Below are 17,086 nucleotides of genomic sequence, written 5' to 3'. Positions count from 1 at the left end.
GCACTGAACGCCTCGTCTCCATGATGCTTCAAGCCGCATCAAGACACGGCATTAAAAAACCGGCAGGCCCGAAACGGCGCTGCCGGTTTTTTTTAATTCATCCCGCTCAGACTTGTCCGCGCGGGCAGAACGGTAAAGTTACTGCTTCATATGGGTGCGCAGCAGGTCCAGATAGTCCTGATTGGCGCTATCGGCAGCTTTCGGTGCTGTGCATTGCACTTCATAGGTCGGCTCCAACCCCCTGCGGACGCAATCACCGATAGTCCAGCCCTGCGGAATTTCCGTCAGATCGATGTCTTTCCACTTCGGGTGACCTGTCCGACGCAGTTCGTCGATGTTGTCGACAATCAGCTTGGTAAAGTCGGACACCGCCTTGCACGCTTTTTGCGAATAGGCATTTTTCTTCGCACCGTATTCATAGGTCATGATCACGGTTTTGACGGCGATGGTCTCAATGGCGGTCGGCTGGAACTTGTAAAGGCCAGCCTGCAGTGTTGTTGGCTTGTAGCTAGCCTTCAAAACACTTTCGGTGATTGGCACCATATGGAAGCGCTCGTCCAGGCGACCGTCAGCAAGCGCCTCAACAGGCGCGCCTGCGACACGCAGCAGTGCATCGATCTTGCCGTCGCGCAGCTGATCAATCATCTCGTCATTCGACCCCTTGACCAGTTCGACCCCCTTCACGCCAAGAATGTCGAAAACCAGCTGGCCGGTAAGGTTGGCAGCGCTATCTTGCGGTCCAACCCCAACGCGCAAACCGGCAAGATCGGCCAGAGAGTTGATGCCAGAGCGAGCGACGACTTGAACTTCAGCGTCATAGAGGGGCAGCATGATCCGCATGCCCTGCACCGCTGCACGAACATCCGCATTCTGGCTCTGATAGGAGTTCATGTAGTTCAATACGTCGGCAGCCACGATACCGAACTGGGTATTGGCCCGGTTTCGCACACCGAAGAAGTTTTCCAGCGAACCGCCAGACTCGACGAGATTGAGGTCGAGGCCACATTTCTTGCCGACTCTGGCAATATCCTCAGCGAACGGCCAGTGCGTCCCACCGGGTTTGCTGGCCATGATATTGTATTCTGCTCCCTCTGCCTGAACGGCGCCCGGCACAAGGCCGGCAAGCAACGTCAGGGTCAGCATCGATAATGTCGCTAGCCTCACAGGTATTCCTCCCAAAAATGATGACTACGGTTTCAAATGTTGCTTCAACAGGTCGAGGTACTGCTCGTTACCGCCGCCCACAGACGTCGCCGCACATGTCGGTTCGAAGGACGGATGAAGGCCTTCCCGCACGCAAGTACCGACCTGCCACCCAGGGGGAAGCGCTGAAAGATTCACCTGCTTCCACTTCGGATGCCCCTCGCCTTGCAATCGCTCCAAGCCATCGACGATCAGACGGCTGAAATTTTGCACCGAATGACAGCTTTCCCGATGATAGGCATTCCGGCCCGGCTCGTATTCGAAGGTCATCAGCACTGCCTTCACGGCAATCAGATCGACCGGCTGCTCCTGGAAGCTATAGGTGCCAGCAGCGATCGTTGTCGGGGTATAAGTCCGCATCAACGCTTCGTCACGGATCGGAAGAAGGTGAAAGCGCGATCCATCGATTGTGTTTTTCACGAATAGAGACGCAGGCGCCCCTGCAACATAGAAGAAGGCGTCAATTTCCCCGCGCTCGAGCATAGGCAACGCCTCGTCTTGTGAAAATTCGAGACGCTGCGCTCCCTTGATACCAAGAATGTCAAGCATCAGGCTGGCGGTCAGATATGTGCCACTATTGACCTTGCCAATCGCCACACGCCGCCCGGAAAGGCTGCGCACATCGGCGATATCCTTGCGGGCCAGGATATGGATTTCTTCGTTATAGAGCGGCAGCATGATGCGCACACCGCGGACAGCCTGCTGTATCTCGGGGTCGGCGGATTCATAAGTCTTCAGATATTCGAGGACATCGCTCTGGACGATGCCGAACTGTGTATTGCGACGATTACGAAGCGCGCTGAAATTCTCAAGCGAGCCGGCGCTCTCAACGACATTGAGATTGAGACCACAGGATTTCCCAAGCGCAGCGATATCACGACCAAACTGAATATAGGTGCCACTTGGGCCGCCCGTCATGATGTTGCGTTCAAAATTGTTCGCAAATGACGCGCTGGAAACGAGGCACGCCGTCATAAGGACGACGAAGCCCACGATGCTTCTCACATACATAAATAATCCCCTTGCCCGCCCCTTATGGGTTTGTCCGCGCAGAGTCCGGGCAAGGTTATCTGTGCGGTTCTGGTCAGCGTCTGGCCGCAACCAGACGCTCGAACGGAAAACACCGGCCATCAGACCGGTGTTCGCCATTCAATTCTTGAGGTGCAGCTTCAGCAGATCCAGGTAATCCTGGTTGAAGCTATCTGCCGGAGCGGCAGGCGCTGCAGCGCATTCCACCTTGAAGTCAGGCTGGAGGCCCATCTTCACGCAGTCACCGATTTCCCAGCCTGGCGGAATTTCAGTGAGATCCATGTCCTTCCACTTCGGGTGGCCATTCTTCTTCAACTCGTCCAAATGATCGACGATCAAACGAGTCATACTGGCAACGGCGTTGCAGGCCTCTTTGTAGTAAGAGTTCTTCATAGTCCCATATTCATAGGTCATGAGAACAGTCTTCGAAGATACGATCGGTACATCTGTCTTCTGGAAAGCATAGGTGCCAGCTGGAATGACCATCGGCTTGTAGGTCGCCTTCAGCAGCTCGTCCTCGATCGGCACGATGTGGAAGCGCTCGTCGAGACGACCGTCAGCAATCGCAGGATTGGGCGCGCCTGCGACATGCACGAATGCATCGAGCTCTCCCTGTCGAAGCAATTCGATCATATCATCCAGCGACTGATTGACGCGCTCCGCCGGACGAATATTGAGGATATCGAACACCATCTGGGACGTCAGATTGGCAGAGCTCTCCTTGTTCCCCACACCAACGCGACGACCATTGAGATCCTGCAGTGTCCGGATATCCTTGGTAGCGATGACATGGATTTCAGTATCGTAAAGCGGCAGCATGATCCGCATGCCCTGAACGCTCTGCTGAACTTCCTTGTCTTGCGACTGATAGCTCTTCAGGTAGTCCAGCAAGTCGGCACTAACGAGGCCATACTGCGTGTGCGTCCGATTGCGAACGCCATAAAAGTTTTCGAGCGAACCCTTAGATTCCACGATATTCAGCGGCATTCCACATTTGCGGGTGACGCCAAGAATGTCCTGGGCGATCGCGTAGTGCGTCGACCCCTTGTACATGGACATCAGGTTTTGTTCGAGCGACTGAGCTGGCGCTGCCACGAAAGCAGCCGAACACAGCGCCGAAATCATTACGAAAACGCGACTAAACTTCACGCCTCTCTCCCTTTTGGATCAGCAGTCACTATCAAGATTGCGGATAAGATCCCGCAAAGGTACGACCGGGACGTGGTTATTGAATGCAGTAGCGAGACTGCTGGATACGCACTCACCCCTGACGAGGCGAGCCTCAAGATCCTGACGCGCAGACCCAGTCAAGGCATCGAGACCAGGAGCCTTTGACAAGGCATCTGCTACGGCGAATGTGGAACGCGGCGTAAGATTGCCGCTGGCACTTGGCGACGTCTCCGGCGCAGTCTCCGTAACAGCCGCAGTCATATCCATCGACGACTCAGGCTCAGGCTCACCGGACAAGTCGGGGCCACCAACTGGCTCAGACGCCGGCGAAATAACCTCGGAGACACCTTCCAAAGATGACGAAGAAGACGCAGGCTCCGATGCAAGCGCCAGCGCATTGACAGCACCGCCAGCAGTCTCCTGCTCTCCCTCAGCCGGAGCGAGCCGATCAGACATCTGTGAAGCACCAGACGTCATAACGCGAGCGACCTCAGCTTCTGCAGCAGCCTTATCAGCCAGGGCGGAGGCGACCTTACGCTCGGCCTCTTCCTTCTCACGCGTCGCAGCAATGACCTGAGACTGCAAAGCCTCCAGCTGCTGACGCAGACCCGCCGCGTCGGCACGATTTGTCTCAACCTCAACAGCGCAGCGCTTCTGCTCATCGAGCGTCCACAACTGACCGTCCAGTCCACCGCCAGATTGAGCCTGAGCGACCGACTGCTGCGCCTGATCCGGAGCCTCCGGAGACATGCTAATGTAACTTGTGATTGCCGCACCAGCTATGAATGCGACAGGAACAGCCATTCCGAGCGCAAGCGGCAGAATGCTGAATTTGCGGTGATGGCCCTGCGCCACGACAGAGTCTTCTTCCCAACGAGTACGCAACTACTTTACCCCTTGTTAATTGCGGTGTTCTTAGCGAAGTACTCTGCGCTCCACAAGTTTGTATGTTCAAAACTAGCACGCGATTACTGATTTAGAGTTAACTCGCCGAGCACCGACCACAATGACACACCTGAATTTGGCGGATTTATGAGCACGACCCTAACGTATTGCCCCTTGAAGTTCTAGGATAAACCGGGTTTTTGCCTTACTCGACTGTGACGCAGGACACAAACTGAGTGACAAGTTTTCACCGCCAACAAAGTGTACATCGGTTTATTCAAAGTTTATTAAATTAAGATCTCATTACATGCTCAGTCCATGTAAAGCATCTCACTTAACTTATGGGTGTGTTGCTCACCCAAATACTCTAGCGCGGTGCCTGCGCCTCCCCGAGCCAAGAACCGGCCAGGCCTCCAGCCGGAATGAGCCCTCCGTCACCTGCACCAGAGCATGGATCCACCCTTGCCCAAGGCGCAGCGCGAACGACATGCGACAACAGAAGCGCCACCCTAACCCTTGATTTGGAGGGTCTTTCCACCCAAATATGTGACAGAAAGGAGAAATGCCATGAAACAACGAAGCGCCAAGTTTGGCATCGGAGATGTAGTACGGCATAAGTTCTTCCCGTTCCGTGGCGTGATCTTCGACGTCGATCCGGAGTTCGCCAATACGGAAGAGTGGTGGAATGCCATTCCGGCAGAGGTGCGGCCCAGTAAGGACCAGCCGTTCTATCATTTGCTCGCGGAAAATTCCGAGACGGAATACGTCGCGTATGTATCCGAGCAGAACCTCGAATCGGATTCCAGTCAAATTCCGCTGCGCAACCCGCAGATACAGCAGATCTTTGTCATGGAACAGGCAGGGCGCTACAAGCCTCGGATGAACTTCGCGCACTGAGCAAAGCCAAAGTCACAATTGCAAATGCCCGCATCGGCGAATAGCCGATGCGGGCATAATTCATTCCATCAGACGCGCTGATCAGTTGCCGGTCTTGGCAGCGTTCTGCGCGTCGTTGATGGCCTTACTGCGCTCTTCCTGACGCTTCTGCATGGCTTCCTGCAGAAGGCGCTGGCGCTCTTCAGCCTGCGACTGCGACATCGCCTCGCCATCGAAAGCACCGGTAAAGCCGGAGAGCGAAATCTTGATCGGGTTCGGCGCGCGACGGAAGTTGATCGAGGTAAAGACCACTTCCTGACCCTTCTTGAGGCTGGCGATCAGCGCATCCGTCAGAGGAATTTCAGCCGTGCAGCGATCTGGAAGGCAAACTGCGTAGTCAACCTTCGTACCTTCGGAACCGTCGATCTGCATGAGGATACCCGGCGGGATCAGACGCGCGGACGGCACCGTCACCTGAAGCAGCTTGCGATTTACCTTGCCTTCGACGGTGATGAGACCGACGGCGGTGATCAGCTGGCCATTGGCAGCCACAATCTGGTTCTGGACGACGCAGACGTCCGACTCCTCCTGCTTCGAGCAGGTCTTGAACCACTTCGCAGCAGAGGCTTCCTGCGCCTGTACGGCAACCGGCGCGGACGTTACCGCGAAGGTCAGAGCCAGTGCAGACATTGCGGTCCGCGTTGCATTCTTAAAATTGAACATCATAGGTATTCCGTCTCCTGAAAGCCCCTGTCGCGCGACGTTTTCCGTCGCGTCGTTGACCGATCCTGCATGCCGGTGACCTGTCGCCCAAATAAGGCAAATGCATGACCTGGCGATCGTCGCACCTGTTACATGCTGGTGGCCGGAATATCCAGCACTTCTTTGCTGCAGGATCGATTCACGCCGCCTAATTCTCATCGCGATGTGTTGGTTTTGTGGTCGCCATGCTAGGTTCCAGCATATTCGAGATTCCACGCCTGAGGAGAAACAGTGTGCGTCGCCTTATCTTCAGCCTGCTTTTGATGTCATACGCCTCCCTCGGACATGCGGAACCGATGCATGGCCTCGCCATGCATGGCGAACCGGCGCTGAGCGCCGATTTTGCCCATTTCCCCTATGTAAACCCAGCGGTAAAAAAGGGCGGCACCATCAATTACGGGGTTGTTGGGACTTTCGACGCACTCAATCCCTTCGTGCTAAAGGGCATGCGGACAAGCGCCAGAGGCCTTTGGGATCCAGAACTCGGCAACTTGTTCTACGAAACCCTGATGACCCGCTCCTCGGACGAGGCCTTTACGCTATATGGCCTCCTGGCTGAGACAGCCGAGTGGGACGACGCACGTAGCTTTGTCCAGTTCAACCTTAATCCATCAGCGCGCTGGCATGACGGCAAGCCGGTGACACCTGAGGACGTGATCTTCTCGTTCGAGCTGCTGCGCGACAAGGGACGCCCACCATTCAGTTCGCGCCTTGCAGCGGTTGCGAAAATGGAAAAGGTCGGCGAGCACGGGGTAAAGTTCACGTTCAATGAAAAAGCCAACCGCGAAACGCCACTGATCTTTGCGACCGCAACGCCAATCCTGCCGAAACATGCGATCGATCCGGAAAAATTTGACAAGGCTGGCCTCGACATCCCGATCGGTTCGGGCCCCTATAAAATTAAGGCGCTGCAACCGGGTGACAAGATCACATGGGAACGCGACCCGAACTACTGGGGCAAGGATATCCCTTCGAAAGTCGGGTTCGACAATTATGATGAGATCACCGTCACCTATTTCTTGCAGGAGAACACCCTCTTCGAAGCCTTCAAAAAGGGGGCCATAGATATCTATCCCGAAGGTGACGCCACCCATTGGCAGCGCGCCTATGATTTCCCGGCAGCCACCAAGGGCGATGTCATCAAGGAAACCTTCAAGCCCGGCCTGCCCTCAGGTATGCTCGGCTTCGTCTTCAACACTCGGCGCCCGATATTCGCCGATCAGAAGGTCCGCGAAGCCCTTAGCACGGCCTTCGACTTCGAATGGCTGAACAAGACCCTTTATGAAGGCGCCTTCAACAGAACGCAGAGTTACTGGCAGAATTCGGCGCTCGGCGCCTATGGCAACGCTGCAGACGCCCGCGAACTGGCACTGCTCGGCCAAGCCAAGGATCGATTGTCCGCAGAAATCCTGGCAGGCACCTACACGCAGTCTGCAACAGATGGATCAGGCACTGATCGCAAGGCCCTTTCAAAAGCCGTCAAGCTCTTCGCCGAGGCGGGCTACAAGATCCAGGGCGGCAAGATGGTCGACGGATCCGGTCGCCAGCTGGCCTTCGAGGTCATGACGCAGAACGAAGGCCAGGAAAAAATGGCCCTCGCCTTTCAGCGTACGTTGAAGCTGATAGGCGTGGAGATGGGCATCCGCACGGTCGACGACGCACAATATCAGGCGCGATCAAACAGCTTCGACTACGACGTGATCATCAAGGCTTACACGTCCTCTCTATCGCCAGGGGCAGAGCAGGTGAACAGATGGGGCTCCGAATCGCGGGATGCGAACGGCAGCTTCAACTATGCCGGTGTCGCTGACCCAGACATCGATCGGATGATCGAAGCGCTGCTTCAGGCCCGCAGCACCGAGGATTTCCAGGCTGCCGTACGCGCCTATGACCGCCTGCTCGTCGCCGGCCACTATGTGGTGCCACTTTATCACGTCGGCGAACAATGGGTGGCTCGGTGGAAACACATCGGCAGACCGGAAACTCAGCCCCTCTACGGCTACCAACGCGCCACCTGGTTCGACGCGCGGATGCAGTAAGTCCCCGGCGGCTCGATTGGAAACCGGCCGGACCTTGTTCCCGGCCAGTTTTGCTTTAAGTGAGCCGTTATCAAACGCTGCCGGGCAGCCTTGCTTGAAAGGATGACATCATGGATCGCATCACCATCGACCTCGTATCCGACGTGGTCTGCCCCTGGTGCTACCTCGGCAAGGCGCGGTTGGAGCTTGCGATTGCCGAAGTGCAGGACGAGGTCAGCGTCGACATCAACTGGCGTCCCTACCAGCTCAACCCGGACTACCCGCCGGAGGGTGTCGACCAGCAAGTCGAACTCGCCAAGAAGCTCGGCGGCAAGGAAAACATGGACCGGGCGCATGCACAATTGACGGCGCTCGGTGCGGAAGTCGGGATCAAGTTCAACTTTGCCGCCATCAAGATCGGCCCGAACACGCTCGATGCCCACCGTCTGATCCACTGGGCCGGACAAGAAAGCCGCGAAGTCCAGGGACGCGTGGTCGACCTGTTGTTCAAGGCGAATTTCGAAGACGGACGCAATATCGGAGATCCGATAGTCCTGCAGGATATCGCAACAGAAGCAGGATTGTCTCGCGACGTCGTCACTTCGCTGCTGTCGGGAGACGCCGATGTGGAACATGTACTGGCCGAAGTCGACGCCGCCAAGCAGATGGGCGTCAATGGCGTGCCATTCTTCATCTTCGACCAGCAATATGCGGTAAGCGGCGCACAGCCTCCAGATGAACTCGCCAATGCGCTGCGGGAAATCGCCAAAGCCAAGGCGGAAGCACTGCGCAATCTGAATTGACGGTGTGGCCGAACAGTCCTATCCCGGTGGTCTGAAGTTTTTTCCCCCGGGATATTCACCTTGTCATCTGACACGACTTTTAAAGGCGTCCTTTTCGCCTTCATATGCTTTGCCGCCTATTCCTTCAGCGATGCATCGGTAAAACTTGTCGAAGGGCGCGTGCCACCTTTCGAGGCCGGCTTTATCGGCAGCCTGTTCGGCTTTGTTGCCATCCCCTTCCTGATGAAGCGCGGCGACCGTTGGAGTGATCTGGTCCGGAGCACCAACTGGCCTCTCTGGTCTCTTCGCTTCCTCTGCTCCTCGGTCGGCACCGTTGGCAGCATCATCGCCTTTACACAGCTGTCGATGGCAGAAGCCTTCTGCCTGATCTTCCTCCTGCCCTCGTTTGCCACGGTGATGTCGGTGGTCTTTCTCAAGGAGAAGGTGGGGATGAAGCGCTGGGCGGCCGTCATCATCGGCTTCATAGGCGTGCTCGTGGTCTTGCGACCCGGCTTTCGGGAATTGCAGTCCGGCCATCTGGCGGCCCTCGTTTCCGGCTTCGCCGGCGCGATCTCGATTGTCATCTATCGGGCAATCGGCCCACAGGAAAAAAACATATCGCTCTATGGCGCAGGACTGCTCGGCAGCATCATCATATGCGCGGTGTTTTCGCTCCCGCATTTCGAGGCACCGGGCGGCAATGACCTATGGCTGCTCGCGGCCTTCGGGCTTCTGGCGGCAGTTGGCAATGTCTTCATGATGCTGGCTTCCTTTTATGCGCCAGCGGCCATCGTCGGCCCGATCCAATATAGCCAAATGCTCTGGGCAATCCTGCTCGGCTATCTCGTCTTCGGTGACAAGGTCGATTCGGCCATGGCGATCGGCATTGCCCTGATCGTCGGATCAGGCCTGCTCACGCTCATGCGCGAACGCAAACGTGGCGTGGCACTCCCGCCGCCGGTGGCCGGCAAAACGGATGCGGCGCTGGCTATCAAGCCAGAAGATGGCGAATGATCGGAGCAAGCGATCCGGCACAACCATCCGAAGAAGACGCTCTGACCATCCGAAGAGCAGAAACCTTTGACCTTGCAGGACTTCTGGCGCTGTATCGCGAACTCAATCCCGATGATGCCGAGATATCGGTCGACAAAGCTCACGATAATTTCGACGCACTGAGCCGATTTCCAGGAAGCGCGATCTATGTTGGGCTCATCGATCAGACAATTGCCACGACCTGCACTCTGATTGTCATTCCAAACCTGACGCGAAGTGGCCGACCATACGCACTGGTCGAGAATGTAGTCACCGCAAGTCCATATCGCGGGCGCGGCTATGGCCGCAAAGCACTTTTGCAGGCCGTATCAGCCGCTTGAGAGAACGATTGCTACAAGGTCATGCTACTTACCGGAACCACACGACCTGAGACGTTGGCCTTCTACAAGTCAGTTGGCTTCGAACAGAACAAGACAGGCTTCCAGATTCGCCGCATTGCGGCTCGTGCTGACTGACACCCGCGATCAGCCCTTCGCCAGTTCCGCCAGCTGCGTCATCACGACAGCCGCGCCTGACAACCGCTTGTCCGGCGTCGGCAGATCGCGGGTGAGGAAGACCGAGTGGTCGGGACGAATTTTCGCCATCGTGCCTTGTTTGGCGATATAGCCGACAAGCGCTGCCGGGTTCGGGAACTGCTTGCCGCGAAACTGTACGACAACCCCCTTCGGCCCCGCCTCCAGCTTCTCGACATTCGCCTTGCGGCAGAGCGCCTTGATGTAGACCACCTTCAACAGGTGCTGAACCTCCACCGGCATCGGCCCAAATCGGTCGATCATTTCGGCACCAAAGGCATCAATGTCGGCCAACTCGGTGATTTCGCCCAGGCGGCGGTAGAGGCCGAGCCGCAAGTGGAGATCTGGCACATAGTTGTCCGGGATCATCACCGATGTACCGACCTGGATCTGTGGCGACCAGCCGGTGTCATGCACCTCGTCGACGCCCTTCACTTCAGCGACCGCCTCTTCCAGCATCTGCTGGTAAAGTTCGAAGCCGACTTCCTTGATATGGCCCGACTGTTCCTCACCCAAAAGATTGCCCGCACCACGGATATCGAGGTCATGGCTTGCGAGCTGGAAGCCGGCACCGAGGGTGTCGAGCGACTGCAGCACCTTGAGGCGCCGTTCGGCGCCGGCTGTCAGCACCTTGTTGACCGGTAGCGTCAGAAGCGCGAAGGCGCGCACCTTGGAGCGGCCGACGCGGCCACGGATCTGATAGAGCTGAGCCAGTCCGAACATGTCGGCGCGGTGCACGATCAGCGTATTGGCTGTGGGCACATCGAGGCCGGATTCGACAATGGTCGTTGAGAGCAACACATCATACCGACCTTCATAGAAGGCATTCATGATGTCTTCGAGCTCGCCAGCGCCCATCTGTCCATGCGCAACGGCAACCTTCAACTCGGGCACGTTTTCATCAAGGAAAGACTTGATGTCGGCGAGATCGGCGAGACGTGGGCAGACATAGAAGCTCTGACCACCGCGATAGTGTTCGCGCATCAGCGTCTCGCGGATCACGAGTGGATCGAAAGGCGAGATGAAGGTGCGGACAGCCATGCGGTCCACCGGCGGCGTGGTGATCAGCGACAGTTCACGCACCCCGGTCATGGCAAGTTGCAGCGTGCGCGGGATCGGCGTTGCAGAGAGCGTCAGTACATGAACGTCGGATTTGAGATCCTTCAATCGCTCCTTGTGCTTAACGCCGAAATGCTGCTCTTCGTCGATGATCAGCAGCCCCAGATTGGCGAAGCTGACGCCCGAGCCGAGCAGCGCATGGGTGCCGACAACGATATCGGTCTTGCCCTCGGCCACCTCCTTCTTGACCAGGTTCAGTTCCTTCGTGCCGACAAGGCGTGACGCCTGCTGAACACGGATCGGTAGGCCGCGGAAGCGTTCAGAGAAGGTTTTGAAATGCTGGCGGGCAAGCAGTGTGGTCGGTACGACGACGGCCACCTGGATGCCGTTCATGGCAGCAATAAAGGCAGCGCGCAGCGCCACTTCCGTCTTGCCGAAACCGACGTCACCACAGACGAGGCGGTCCATCGGCCGGCCCTGACCGAGATCCGAGCGAACCTGCTCGATCGCGTTCATCTGGTCTTCCGTTTCGTCATAGGGGAAACGGGCGGCAAACTCGTCGTAGAAGCCCTCCTGGGTGGTGAGGACCGGTGCTGTGCGCGTCATGCGCTCGGCTGCAATCCGGATCAGGGCACCCGCCATATCGAGCAGGCGCTTCTTCAGCTTGGCCTTGCGCATCTGCCAGGCGCCGCCGCCCAGCTTGTCGAGCTGCACTTCCGTCGCCTCGCCGCCGTAACGCGACAGGAGATCAATGTTTTCGACCGGTAGGAAGAGCTTGGCATCATCCGCATACTGAAGCTCAAGACAGGCATGCGGCGCACCGGCCGCCTCGATCGTGCGCAGGCCGACGAACCGGCCAATACCGTGCTCTGCATGGACAACGACCGCCCCCTCGTCGAGACCGGCGGCCTCGGAGATGAAGTCGGCGGCCCGCTTGCGACGCTTGGAGCGCCGGACCATGCGGTCACCGAGAATGTCCTGCTCACCGACAATGACGAGATCGCGTGTTTCGAAGCCGCCTTCGAGGCTGAGCACGGCGGTGCCTGCCTCGCCCTTCTTCAATGTCTGGACGTCCTTCAGGGACGAGATCGGCACAAGCCTTTCCAGACCATGTTCGTTCAGGACCTGCAACAGACGATCGAGCGAGCCTTCCGACCAGCCGGAGACAATGACCTTGGCGCCGGTGGCACGCTTGTCGGCGATGTAGCTGACCGCCTGGCCGAAGACGTTGGTCCGGTTGCCTTCTTCGCTTGCTTCATTGGCACTCTTTGCCCAGCGGGGCGTCGGTCTGGCATCGATCTCGACCACCAGCCGGCTGTCGCCGCGTGCTTCGGCAAAGGGTGTGATGCGGATCGGATCGAAGGCATCAAGGGCCTTTCCGAACTCGCCGGCAGCGAGATAGAGGCGCTCCGGCGGGACTGGCTTGTAGGGCGTACCCTGGGCCAGATGACCTTTGCCGGGTGTCGCCGAGTTGAGGCGCGCCTCGTAATAGTCGCGGATCAGCTTGGCGCGCTCTTCGGCTGCCTCACGCACAGTATGGTCTGTGACCATACGGAAGCCGCGCAAATAGTCGAAGGTGGTTTCCAGCTTGTCGTAGAACATCGGGAGCCAATGCTCCATGCCGGCATAGCGGCGACCTTCGGATACGGCGGCATAGAGCGCGTCGTCGCGGGTGGCGGCACCGAACAGCGAGAGATAGTTCTTGCGGAAACGGCTGATGCTCTCGGGCGTCAGCGTCACTTCGCTCATCGGATTGAGATCGAGCGAACGGACCTGAGCGATAGTGCGCTGGTTTGCGGGATCGAAGGAGCGGATGCTCTCCAGCGTATCTCCAAAGAAATCGAGGCGTACGGGTTCTTCCGCGCCCGGGACGAAAACGTCGAGGATGCCGCCGCGAACGGCGAATTCCCCAACTTCGCGCACCGTCGCGACCCGGTCAAAACCGTTTCGCTCCAGACGTGCAGCAATGTCGTCCATGCGCACCTGGTTGCCAGGCTTCGCCGAAAAGCCAAGGCTGTCGATGACATCCGCCGGCGCCACCTTCTGCAACATAGCATTGACCGTGACGAGCACGATCGCCGGGTGCGGATTGAGGTAGAGCGAAATCAGTCCCGACAGTGCCGAAAGCCGACGTGCGGAGACATCAGCCGACGGCGAAACTCGGTCATACGGCAAACAGTCCCAGGCCGGCAGGCTCAAGACCGGGATATCGGGTGCGGCAAAACTCAGCGTCTGTTCAATGTTCTGCAGCCGCTGTCCGTCCGACACCACATAGGCAACCGGTCGACCTTGACGGGCAAGCTCTGCAAGAATGAAGGCATCCATGCCATCAGGGACATGGGACAACGTCAGGGCAGATTGCGCCTCGACGATCCGCTTCACATCGATCAGGGACATCATCGCTTACTTTGCAGCCTTCTCATCGACAACCGGCGAAAAATCCGGGCGCAGCGCCGAAATCCGTTCGAAGAGCGGAGTCTGGAGATGGGCGGGAACCGGTTCCGCTCCGGTAATGTAGCGGACAAGATCGTTGTCTTCCTCGGCCATGATCCGTTCGAGCTCGTCGAGATCTTCGTCGCTCAAGCCCGCGATCTCGGCCTCGCAGAACTGACCCAGCATCAGGTCCATCTCGCGGATGCCGCGGTGCCAGCAGCGGAACAGGATACGCCGGCGGCGCGGATCGAGGTCGACACTGCTTCTCACCAGTCCAGTCATTTTCGCATCCTTCGTCTTGTTGCGCCTCTATAGAACAGGGTTCAGCAAATGTCAGCTTGCCAAGCCGGCAAATTGCGATGCATTTTGCCGCCGTCATGCGTCCAAACATTCTCGATCCCCTCTTCGCCTCCGTCTCGTCTCTTCCCGGCGTCGGCCCGAAGGTCGCCAAGCTCCTTGCCACACTCGTCGGTCGCGACGAAGGTGAGGAAGCGCGCGTGCTCGACCTTCTCTTTCTTGCGCCACACCGGCTGATCGACCGCCGGCATCAGCCGGGAATTGCCTATGCCCAACAGGGGACGCTGGTCACCATCACCGGCCGGGTCGACCGCCACCTGCCCCCTCCGCCGGGCAAGAACAACATGCCGTATCGCGTGATGCTCCATGATGAGACGGGGGAATTGGCGCTCACCTTCTTCAGGGTCAAGGGCAACTGGCTGGAGAAAGCGCTTCCCGTCGACGAGATCATCATGGTGTCGGGCAAAGTCGACTGGTTCAACGGCCGCGCCTCCATGGTCCATCCCGACCTGATGGTGAAAGCGAGCGAAGCGGAGAACCTGCCGCTGGTCGAGCCGGTCTACCCCCTGACATCAGGCCTTTCTCCGAAAGTTCTCCGCAAGGCGGTCGAGGCGTCGCTGGAGAAAACACCCGATTTTCCCGAATGGGCAGACGGTGCGCTGGCCGCCAAACAAGGTTTTGGTAGCGTGCGTGACTGCCTCCTGGCCCTACACAATCCGCGCGACGAGAAAGATATCGATCCTCAGGCACCGGCGCGGCGCAGGCTCGCCTATGATGAGTTTTTGGCAGGTCAGGTGTCTCTTGCATTGGTGCGGCAGAAGCTGAGGCGCGTGCCCGGAACACCGATCCGCCCCACAGGCGAATTGAGCGGCAAGATCCGCACAGCCCTGCCCTTCACCCCGACCAACAGCCAGTTGACTGCGATCGACGACATTCTGAAAGACATGGGATCCGACCAGCGCATGCTGCGGCTCGTCCAGGGCGATGTGGGCGCCGGCAAGACATTGGTCGCTCTGTTTGCCATGGCGGCCGCCGTCGAGGCTGGCGGACAGGCCGTGCTGATGGCGCCAACGGAAATCCTGGCGCGCCAGCATCACGCGACGCTCTCCAAACTCGGTGCTCCGGCTGGACTGCGCATTGACGTTCTGACAGGTCGCACCAAGGGCAAGGAGCGCGAGGCAATCCTGGAGCGCATCGCCTCCGGTGAGGCCCAGATCGTCATTGGAACACATGCGCTGTTCCAGGACGCGGTAAGCTATCGGAACCTGACGCTTGCTGTTGTCGATGAGCAGCACCGGTTTGGCGTGCATCAGCGTCTCCGGCTGACATCGAAGGGTATATCCCCGCACATGCTCGTCATGACCGCGACCCCAATTCCCCGCACACTTGTCCTTGCCGCTTTCGGTGATATGGACGTCTCGAAACTGACGGAAAAGCCCGCCGGACGGAAGCCGATCCAAACGGTTACCGTCCCGACCGAACGCGTACCCGACGTGATCGAGCGACTGCGCGCTGCCATTGCCGATGGCAAGAAAGCATACTGGATCTGCCCTCTGGTCGAAGAAACCGAGGAAAGCGAGCTGATGTCAGCCGAGGAGCGTCAGTCAGTGCTGGCGCAGTTTATCAAATCACCCATAGGACTGGTGCACGGACGTATGGCCGGACCCGAAAAGGATGCCGCCATGCTCGCCTTCAAGAACGGCGAGACACGCCTTCTGGTCGCGACAACCGTGGTCGAGGTCGGCGTCGACGTTCCGGATGCAACGATCATGGTGATCGAACATGCCGAGCGTTTCGGACTGGCGCAGCTTCACCAGTTGCGTGGTCGGGTGGGCCGCGGAAGCGAAGCGTCCAGCTGCATCCTCCTCTACAAGGGGCCTCTCGGCGAAACCGGCACCGCGCGTCTATCGATCTTGCGGGATTCGGAAGACGGGTTCCTGATTGCCGAAGAGGACCTGAAGCTGCGTGGCGAAGGGGAAGTCCTCGGAACACGCCAATCGGGAACACCAGGCTTCAAGATCGCCAGCCTCGAGCACCACGGCGATCTGCTGGAAATCGCTCGAAAGGATGCGGCCTACCTGCTGGAGCGAGATCCTGAACTGTCGTCAGAACGCGGCCAGGCTGTGCGCACGCTGCTGTACCTGCATCGCCGCGACGAGGCGATCCGTTTCCTGCATGCGGGATAGTGTCCTTGAAAGTCAGCTCAGCCCGACCTTTTGGGGCGGCGCAGGCCGGTCTTCAGCTGCGAGCTCGGCAAATGCGGCCATGGTATCGGCCGCAGACGGCTTGTAGTCCGGCGTGACCAGGCCTGCACTGATCAGGAGTTTGACACCCTCTTCGGGTGTCATATCCAGCAACATCAACTTGCTGCGCGGCACGAACATCAGAAATCCAGCCGTCGGCACCGGTGTCGGAGCCAGGAACACGGCGACCATCTCTTCCCCGTGTTCATTGAGCTTTGCCGCAATCTCACCCTTGGCATCCGAGGACACGAAGACCAGCGCCCAGGTGCCCGCGCGCGGGAACTCGATCAGACCCACCTTCTTGAAGGAATTGCCCTGCTCCTTCAGCACCGTCTCGAAAATTTGCTTGGTGCTCTTGTAGACCGTGCGCACCAACGGCATGCGGTTGAGGATGTTCTCGCTGTAACCGACGATAGAACGTCCGATCAGATTACGGCCCAGGAAACCGACCAGCGTAATGAAAGTGATGGCAATCAGAAGGCCGGTGCCAGGGATAGCGAACTTGAGATAGGCCTCCGGATTGTAGCGATCCGGGAGATAGGGTTTGACCCAGCTGTCCGCCCAATGGATGAAGGTCCATGTCAGATAGATCGTGATTGCCATTGGCGCACAGATGATCAGTCCCGTCAGGAAATTGTTCCTAAGGCGGGTCGCCAGCGAAATTCTGTCCGTCGAATCAGTCATGCCTCGCCATCATTGTGCAGCGCCGTACAGCGAGGACATTGCCGGACACAGGCCGTGGGCGCAAGGGCGACATCCGCCCG

General features: G+C 58.2%; 14 protein-coding genes. 6 read left to right on the top strand and 8 right to left on the bottom strand.

Going from position 1 to position 17,086, the window contains the following annotated elements; translation table 11 throughout:
* Nucleotides 1-138: 138 nt before the first annotated feature.
* Genes ACSV9I_RS02460 through ACSV9I_RS02445 form a run of 4 tightly spaced genes read right to left on the bottom strand, consistent with a single transcriptional unit; the run spans nucleotide 139 to nucleotide 4,287 of the window.
* Nucleotides 139-1,143 (bottom strand): TAXI family TRAP transporter solute-binding subunit, encoded by a 1,005-nt coding sequence (locus ACSV9I_RS02460; protein WP_438326959.1) that lies wholly within the window; start codon nucleotides 1,141-1,143, stop codon nucleotides 139-141.
* Between the two features lie 45 nt (nucleotides 1,144-1,188).
* On the bottom strand, nucleotides 1,189-2,352 hold the full coding sequence (locus ACSV9I_RS02455; protein WP_438326957.1) for a TAXI family TRAP transporter solute-binding subunit: 1,164 nt from the start codon (nucleotides 2,350-2,352) through the stop codon (nucleotides 1,189-1,191).
* Nucleotides 2,353-3,381: a TAXI family TRAP transporter solute-binding subunit gene (locus ACSV9I_RS02450; protein ID WP_156318562.1), complete on the bottom strand. Its 1,029-nt coding sequence runs from the start codon at nucleotides 3,379-3,381 to the stop codon at nucleotides 2,353-2,355.
* A gap of 18 nt (nucleotides 3,382-3,399) precedes the next feature.
* Nucleotides 3,400-4,287 (bottom strand): hypothetical protein, encoded by an 888-nt coding sequence (locus tag ACSV9I_RS02445; RefSeq protein WP_438326955.1) that lies wholly within the window; start codon nucleotides 4,285-4,287, stop codon nucleotides 3,400-3,402.
* 567 nt (nucleotides 4,288-4,854) lie between these two features.
* On the opposite strand from ACSV9I_RS02445, the gene hspQ reads away from it, so the two are divergent.
* The gene (hspQ, locus tag ACSV9I_RS02440) at nucleotides 4,855-5,184 is read left to right on the top strand and encodes a heat shock protein HspQ (RefSeq protein WP_054158600.1); all 330 of its coding nucleotides are present in this window, start codon (nucleotides 4,855-4,857) and stop codon (nucleotides 5,182-5,184) included.
* An 81-nt stretch (nucleotides 5,185-5,265) separates the two neighbouring features.
* On the opposite strand, the gene ACSV9I_RS02435 is transcribed toward hspQ, so the two are convergent.
* Nucleotides 5,266-5,889 carry an invasion associated locus B family protein gene (locus ACSV9I_RS02435; protein ID WP_054158601.1) on the bottom strand — a complete coding sequence of 208 codons (624 nt, stop codon included), beginning with the start codon at nucleotides 5,887-5,889 and terminating at the stop codon, nucleotides 5,266-5,268.
* Between the two features lie 299 nt (nucleotides 5,890-6,188).
* Here ACSV9I_RS02435 and ACSV9I_RS02430 point away from each other — a divergent pair, with 299 nt between their 5' ends.
* The 4 genes from ACSV9I_RS02430 to ACSV9I_RS02415 all read left to right on the top strand — a co-directional run bounded on the left by ACSV9I_RS02430 (nucleotide 6,189) and on the right by ACSV9I_RS02415 (nucleotide 10,098).
* On the top strand, nucleotides 6,189-7,964 hold the full coding sequence (locus ACSV9I_RS02430; RefSeq protein WP_438327675.1) for an extracellular solute-binding protein: 1,776 nt from the start codon (nucleotides 6,189-6,191) through the stop codon (nucleotides 7,962-7,964).
* A 110-nt stretch (nucleotides 7,965-8,074) separates the two neighbouring features.
* Entirely contained in the window at nucleotides 8,075-8,746 is a 672-nt protein-coding gene (locus ACSV9I_RS02425) for a DsbA family oxidoreductase (protein ID WP_438326952.1), read from the top strand.
* 60 nt (nucleotides 8,747-8,806) lie between these two features.
* Nucleotides 8,807-9,739 carry a DMT family transporter gene (locus tag ACSV9I_RS02420; protein WP_438326951.1) on the top strand — a complete coding sequence of 311 codons (933 nt, stop codon included), beginning with the start codon at nucleotides 8,807-8,809 and terminating at the stop codon, nucleotides 9,737-9,739.
* Entirely contained in the window at nucleotides 9,736-10,098 is a 363-nt protein-coding gene (locus ACSV9I_RS02415) for a GNAT family N-acetyltransferase (RefSeq protein ID WP_438326949.1), read from the top strand. The genes ACSV9I_RS02420 and ACSV9I_RS02415 overlap by 4 nt, the downstream gene beginning before the upstream one ends.
* 144 nt (nucleotides 10,099-10,242) lie before the next feature.
* On the opposite strand, the gene mfd is transcribed toward ACSV9I_RS02415, so the two are convergent.
* Together mfd and ACSV9I_RS02405 are read right to left on the bottom strand one after the other, a co-directional pair.
* On the bottom strand, nucleotides 10,243-13,746 hold the full coding sequence (mfd, locus tag ACSV9I_RS02410) for a transcription-repair coupling factor (protein ID WP_438327673.1): 3,504 nt from the start codon (nucleotides 13,744-13,746) through the stop codon (nucleotides 10,243-10,245).
* A gap of 6 nt (nucleotides 13,747-13,752) precedes the next feature.
* Nucleotides 13,753-14,064, bottom strand: coding sequence for a succinate dehydrogenase assembly factor 2 (locus tag ACSV9I_RS02405; protein ID WP_438326947.1), 312 nt, complete (start codon nucleotides 14,062-14,064; stop codon nucleotides 13,753-13,755).
* A gap of 95 nt (nucleotides 14,065-14,159) precedes the next feature.
* On the opposite strand from ACSV9I_RS02405, the gene recG reads away from it, so the two are divergent.
* A complete protein-coding gene (recG, locus tag ACSV9I_RS02400; protein ID WP_438327672.1) occupies nucleotides 14,160-16,265 on the top strand; it encodes an ATP-dependent DNA helicase RecG in 2,106 nt (701 codons plus the stop codon).
* Nucleotides 16,266-16,277: 12 nt separating this feature from the next.
* On the opposite strand, the gene ACSV9I_RS02395 is transcribed toward recG, so the two are convergent.
* On the bottom strand, nucleotides 16,278-17,006 hold the full coding sequence (locus tag ACSV9I_RS02395; RefSeq protein ID WP_438326944.1) for a DUF502 domain-containing protein: 729 nt from the start codon (nucleotides 17,004-17,006) through the stop codon (nucleotides 16,278-16,280).
* Nucleotides 17,007-17,086 lie beyond the last annotated feature (80 nt).

It is taken from the genome of Rhizobium sp. G187 (genome assembly GCF_051549525.1).
Taxonomy (GTDB): Bacteria; Pseudomonadota; Alphaproteobacteria; order Rhizobiales; family Rhizobiaceae; genus Allorhizobium.
The sequence above is the reverse complement of the archived record's forward strand: the minus strand, read 5'-3'. Positions and strand labels throughout refer to the sequence as shown.

Excerpts from the sequence above, each read along its gene's own strand:
- hspQ (WP_054158600.1), top strand. The coding sequence starts at position 4,855 with ATGAAACAACGAAGCGCCAAGTTTGGCATCGGAGATGTAGTACGGCAT.
- ACSV9I_RS02405 (WP_438326947.1), bottom strand. The coding sequence starts at position 14,064 with ATGACTGGACTGGTGAGAAGCAGTGTCGACCTCGATCCGCGCCGCCGG.
- ACSV9I_RS02455 (WP_438326957.1), bottom strand. The coding sequence starts at position 2,352 with ATGGCGAACACCGGTCTGATGGCCGGTGTTTTCCGTTCGAGCGTCTGG.
- ACSV9I_RS02435 (WP_054158601.1), bottom strand. The coding sequence starts at position 5,889 with ATGATGTTCAATTTTAAGAATGCAACGCGGACCGCAATGTCTGCACTG.
- mfd (WP_438327673.1), bottom strand. The coding sequence starts at position 13,746 with ATGTCCCTGATCGATGTGAAGCGGATCGTCGAGGCGCAATCTGCCCTG.
- ACSV9I_RS02415 (WP_438326949.1), top strand. The coding sequence starts at position 9,736 with ATGATCGGAGCAAGCGATCCGGCACAACCATCCGAAGAAGACGCTCTG.
- ACSV9I_RS02395 (WP_438326944.1), bottom strand. The coding sequence starts at position 17,006 with ATGACTGATTCGACGGACAGAATTTCGCTGGCGACCCGCCTTAGGAAC.
- ACSV9I_RS02460 (WP_438326959.1), bottom strand. The coding sequence starts at position 1,143 with ATGCTGACCCTGACGTTGCTTGCCGGCCTTGTGCCGGGCGCCGTTCAG.
- recG (WP_438327672.1), top strand. The coding sequence starts at position 14,160 with ATGCGTCCAAACATTCTCGATCCCCTCTTCGCCTCCGTCTCGTCTCTT.
- ACSV9I_RS02425 (WP_438326952.1), top strand. The coding sequence starts at position 8,075 with ATGGATCGCATCACCATCGACCTCGTATCCGACGTGGTCTGCCCCTGG.
- ACSV9I_RS02430 (WP_438327675.1), top strand. The coding sequence starts at position 6,189 with ATGTCATACGCCTCCCTCGGACATGCGGAACCGATGCATGGCCTCGCC.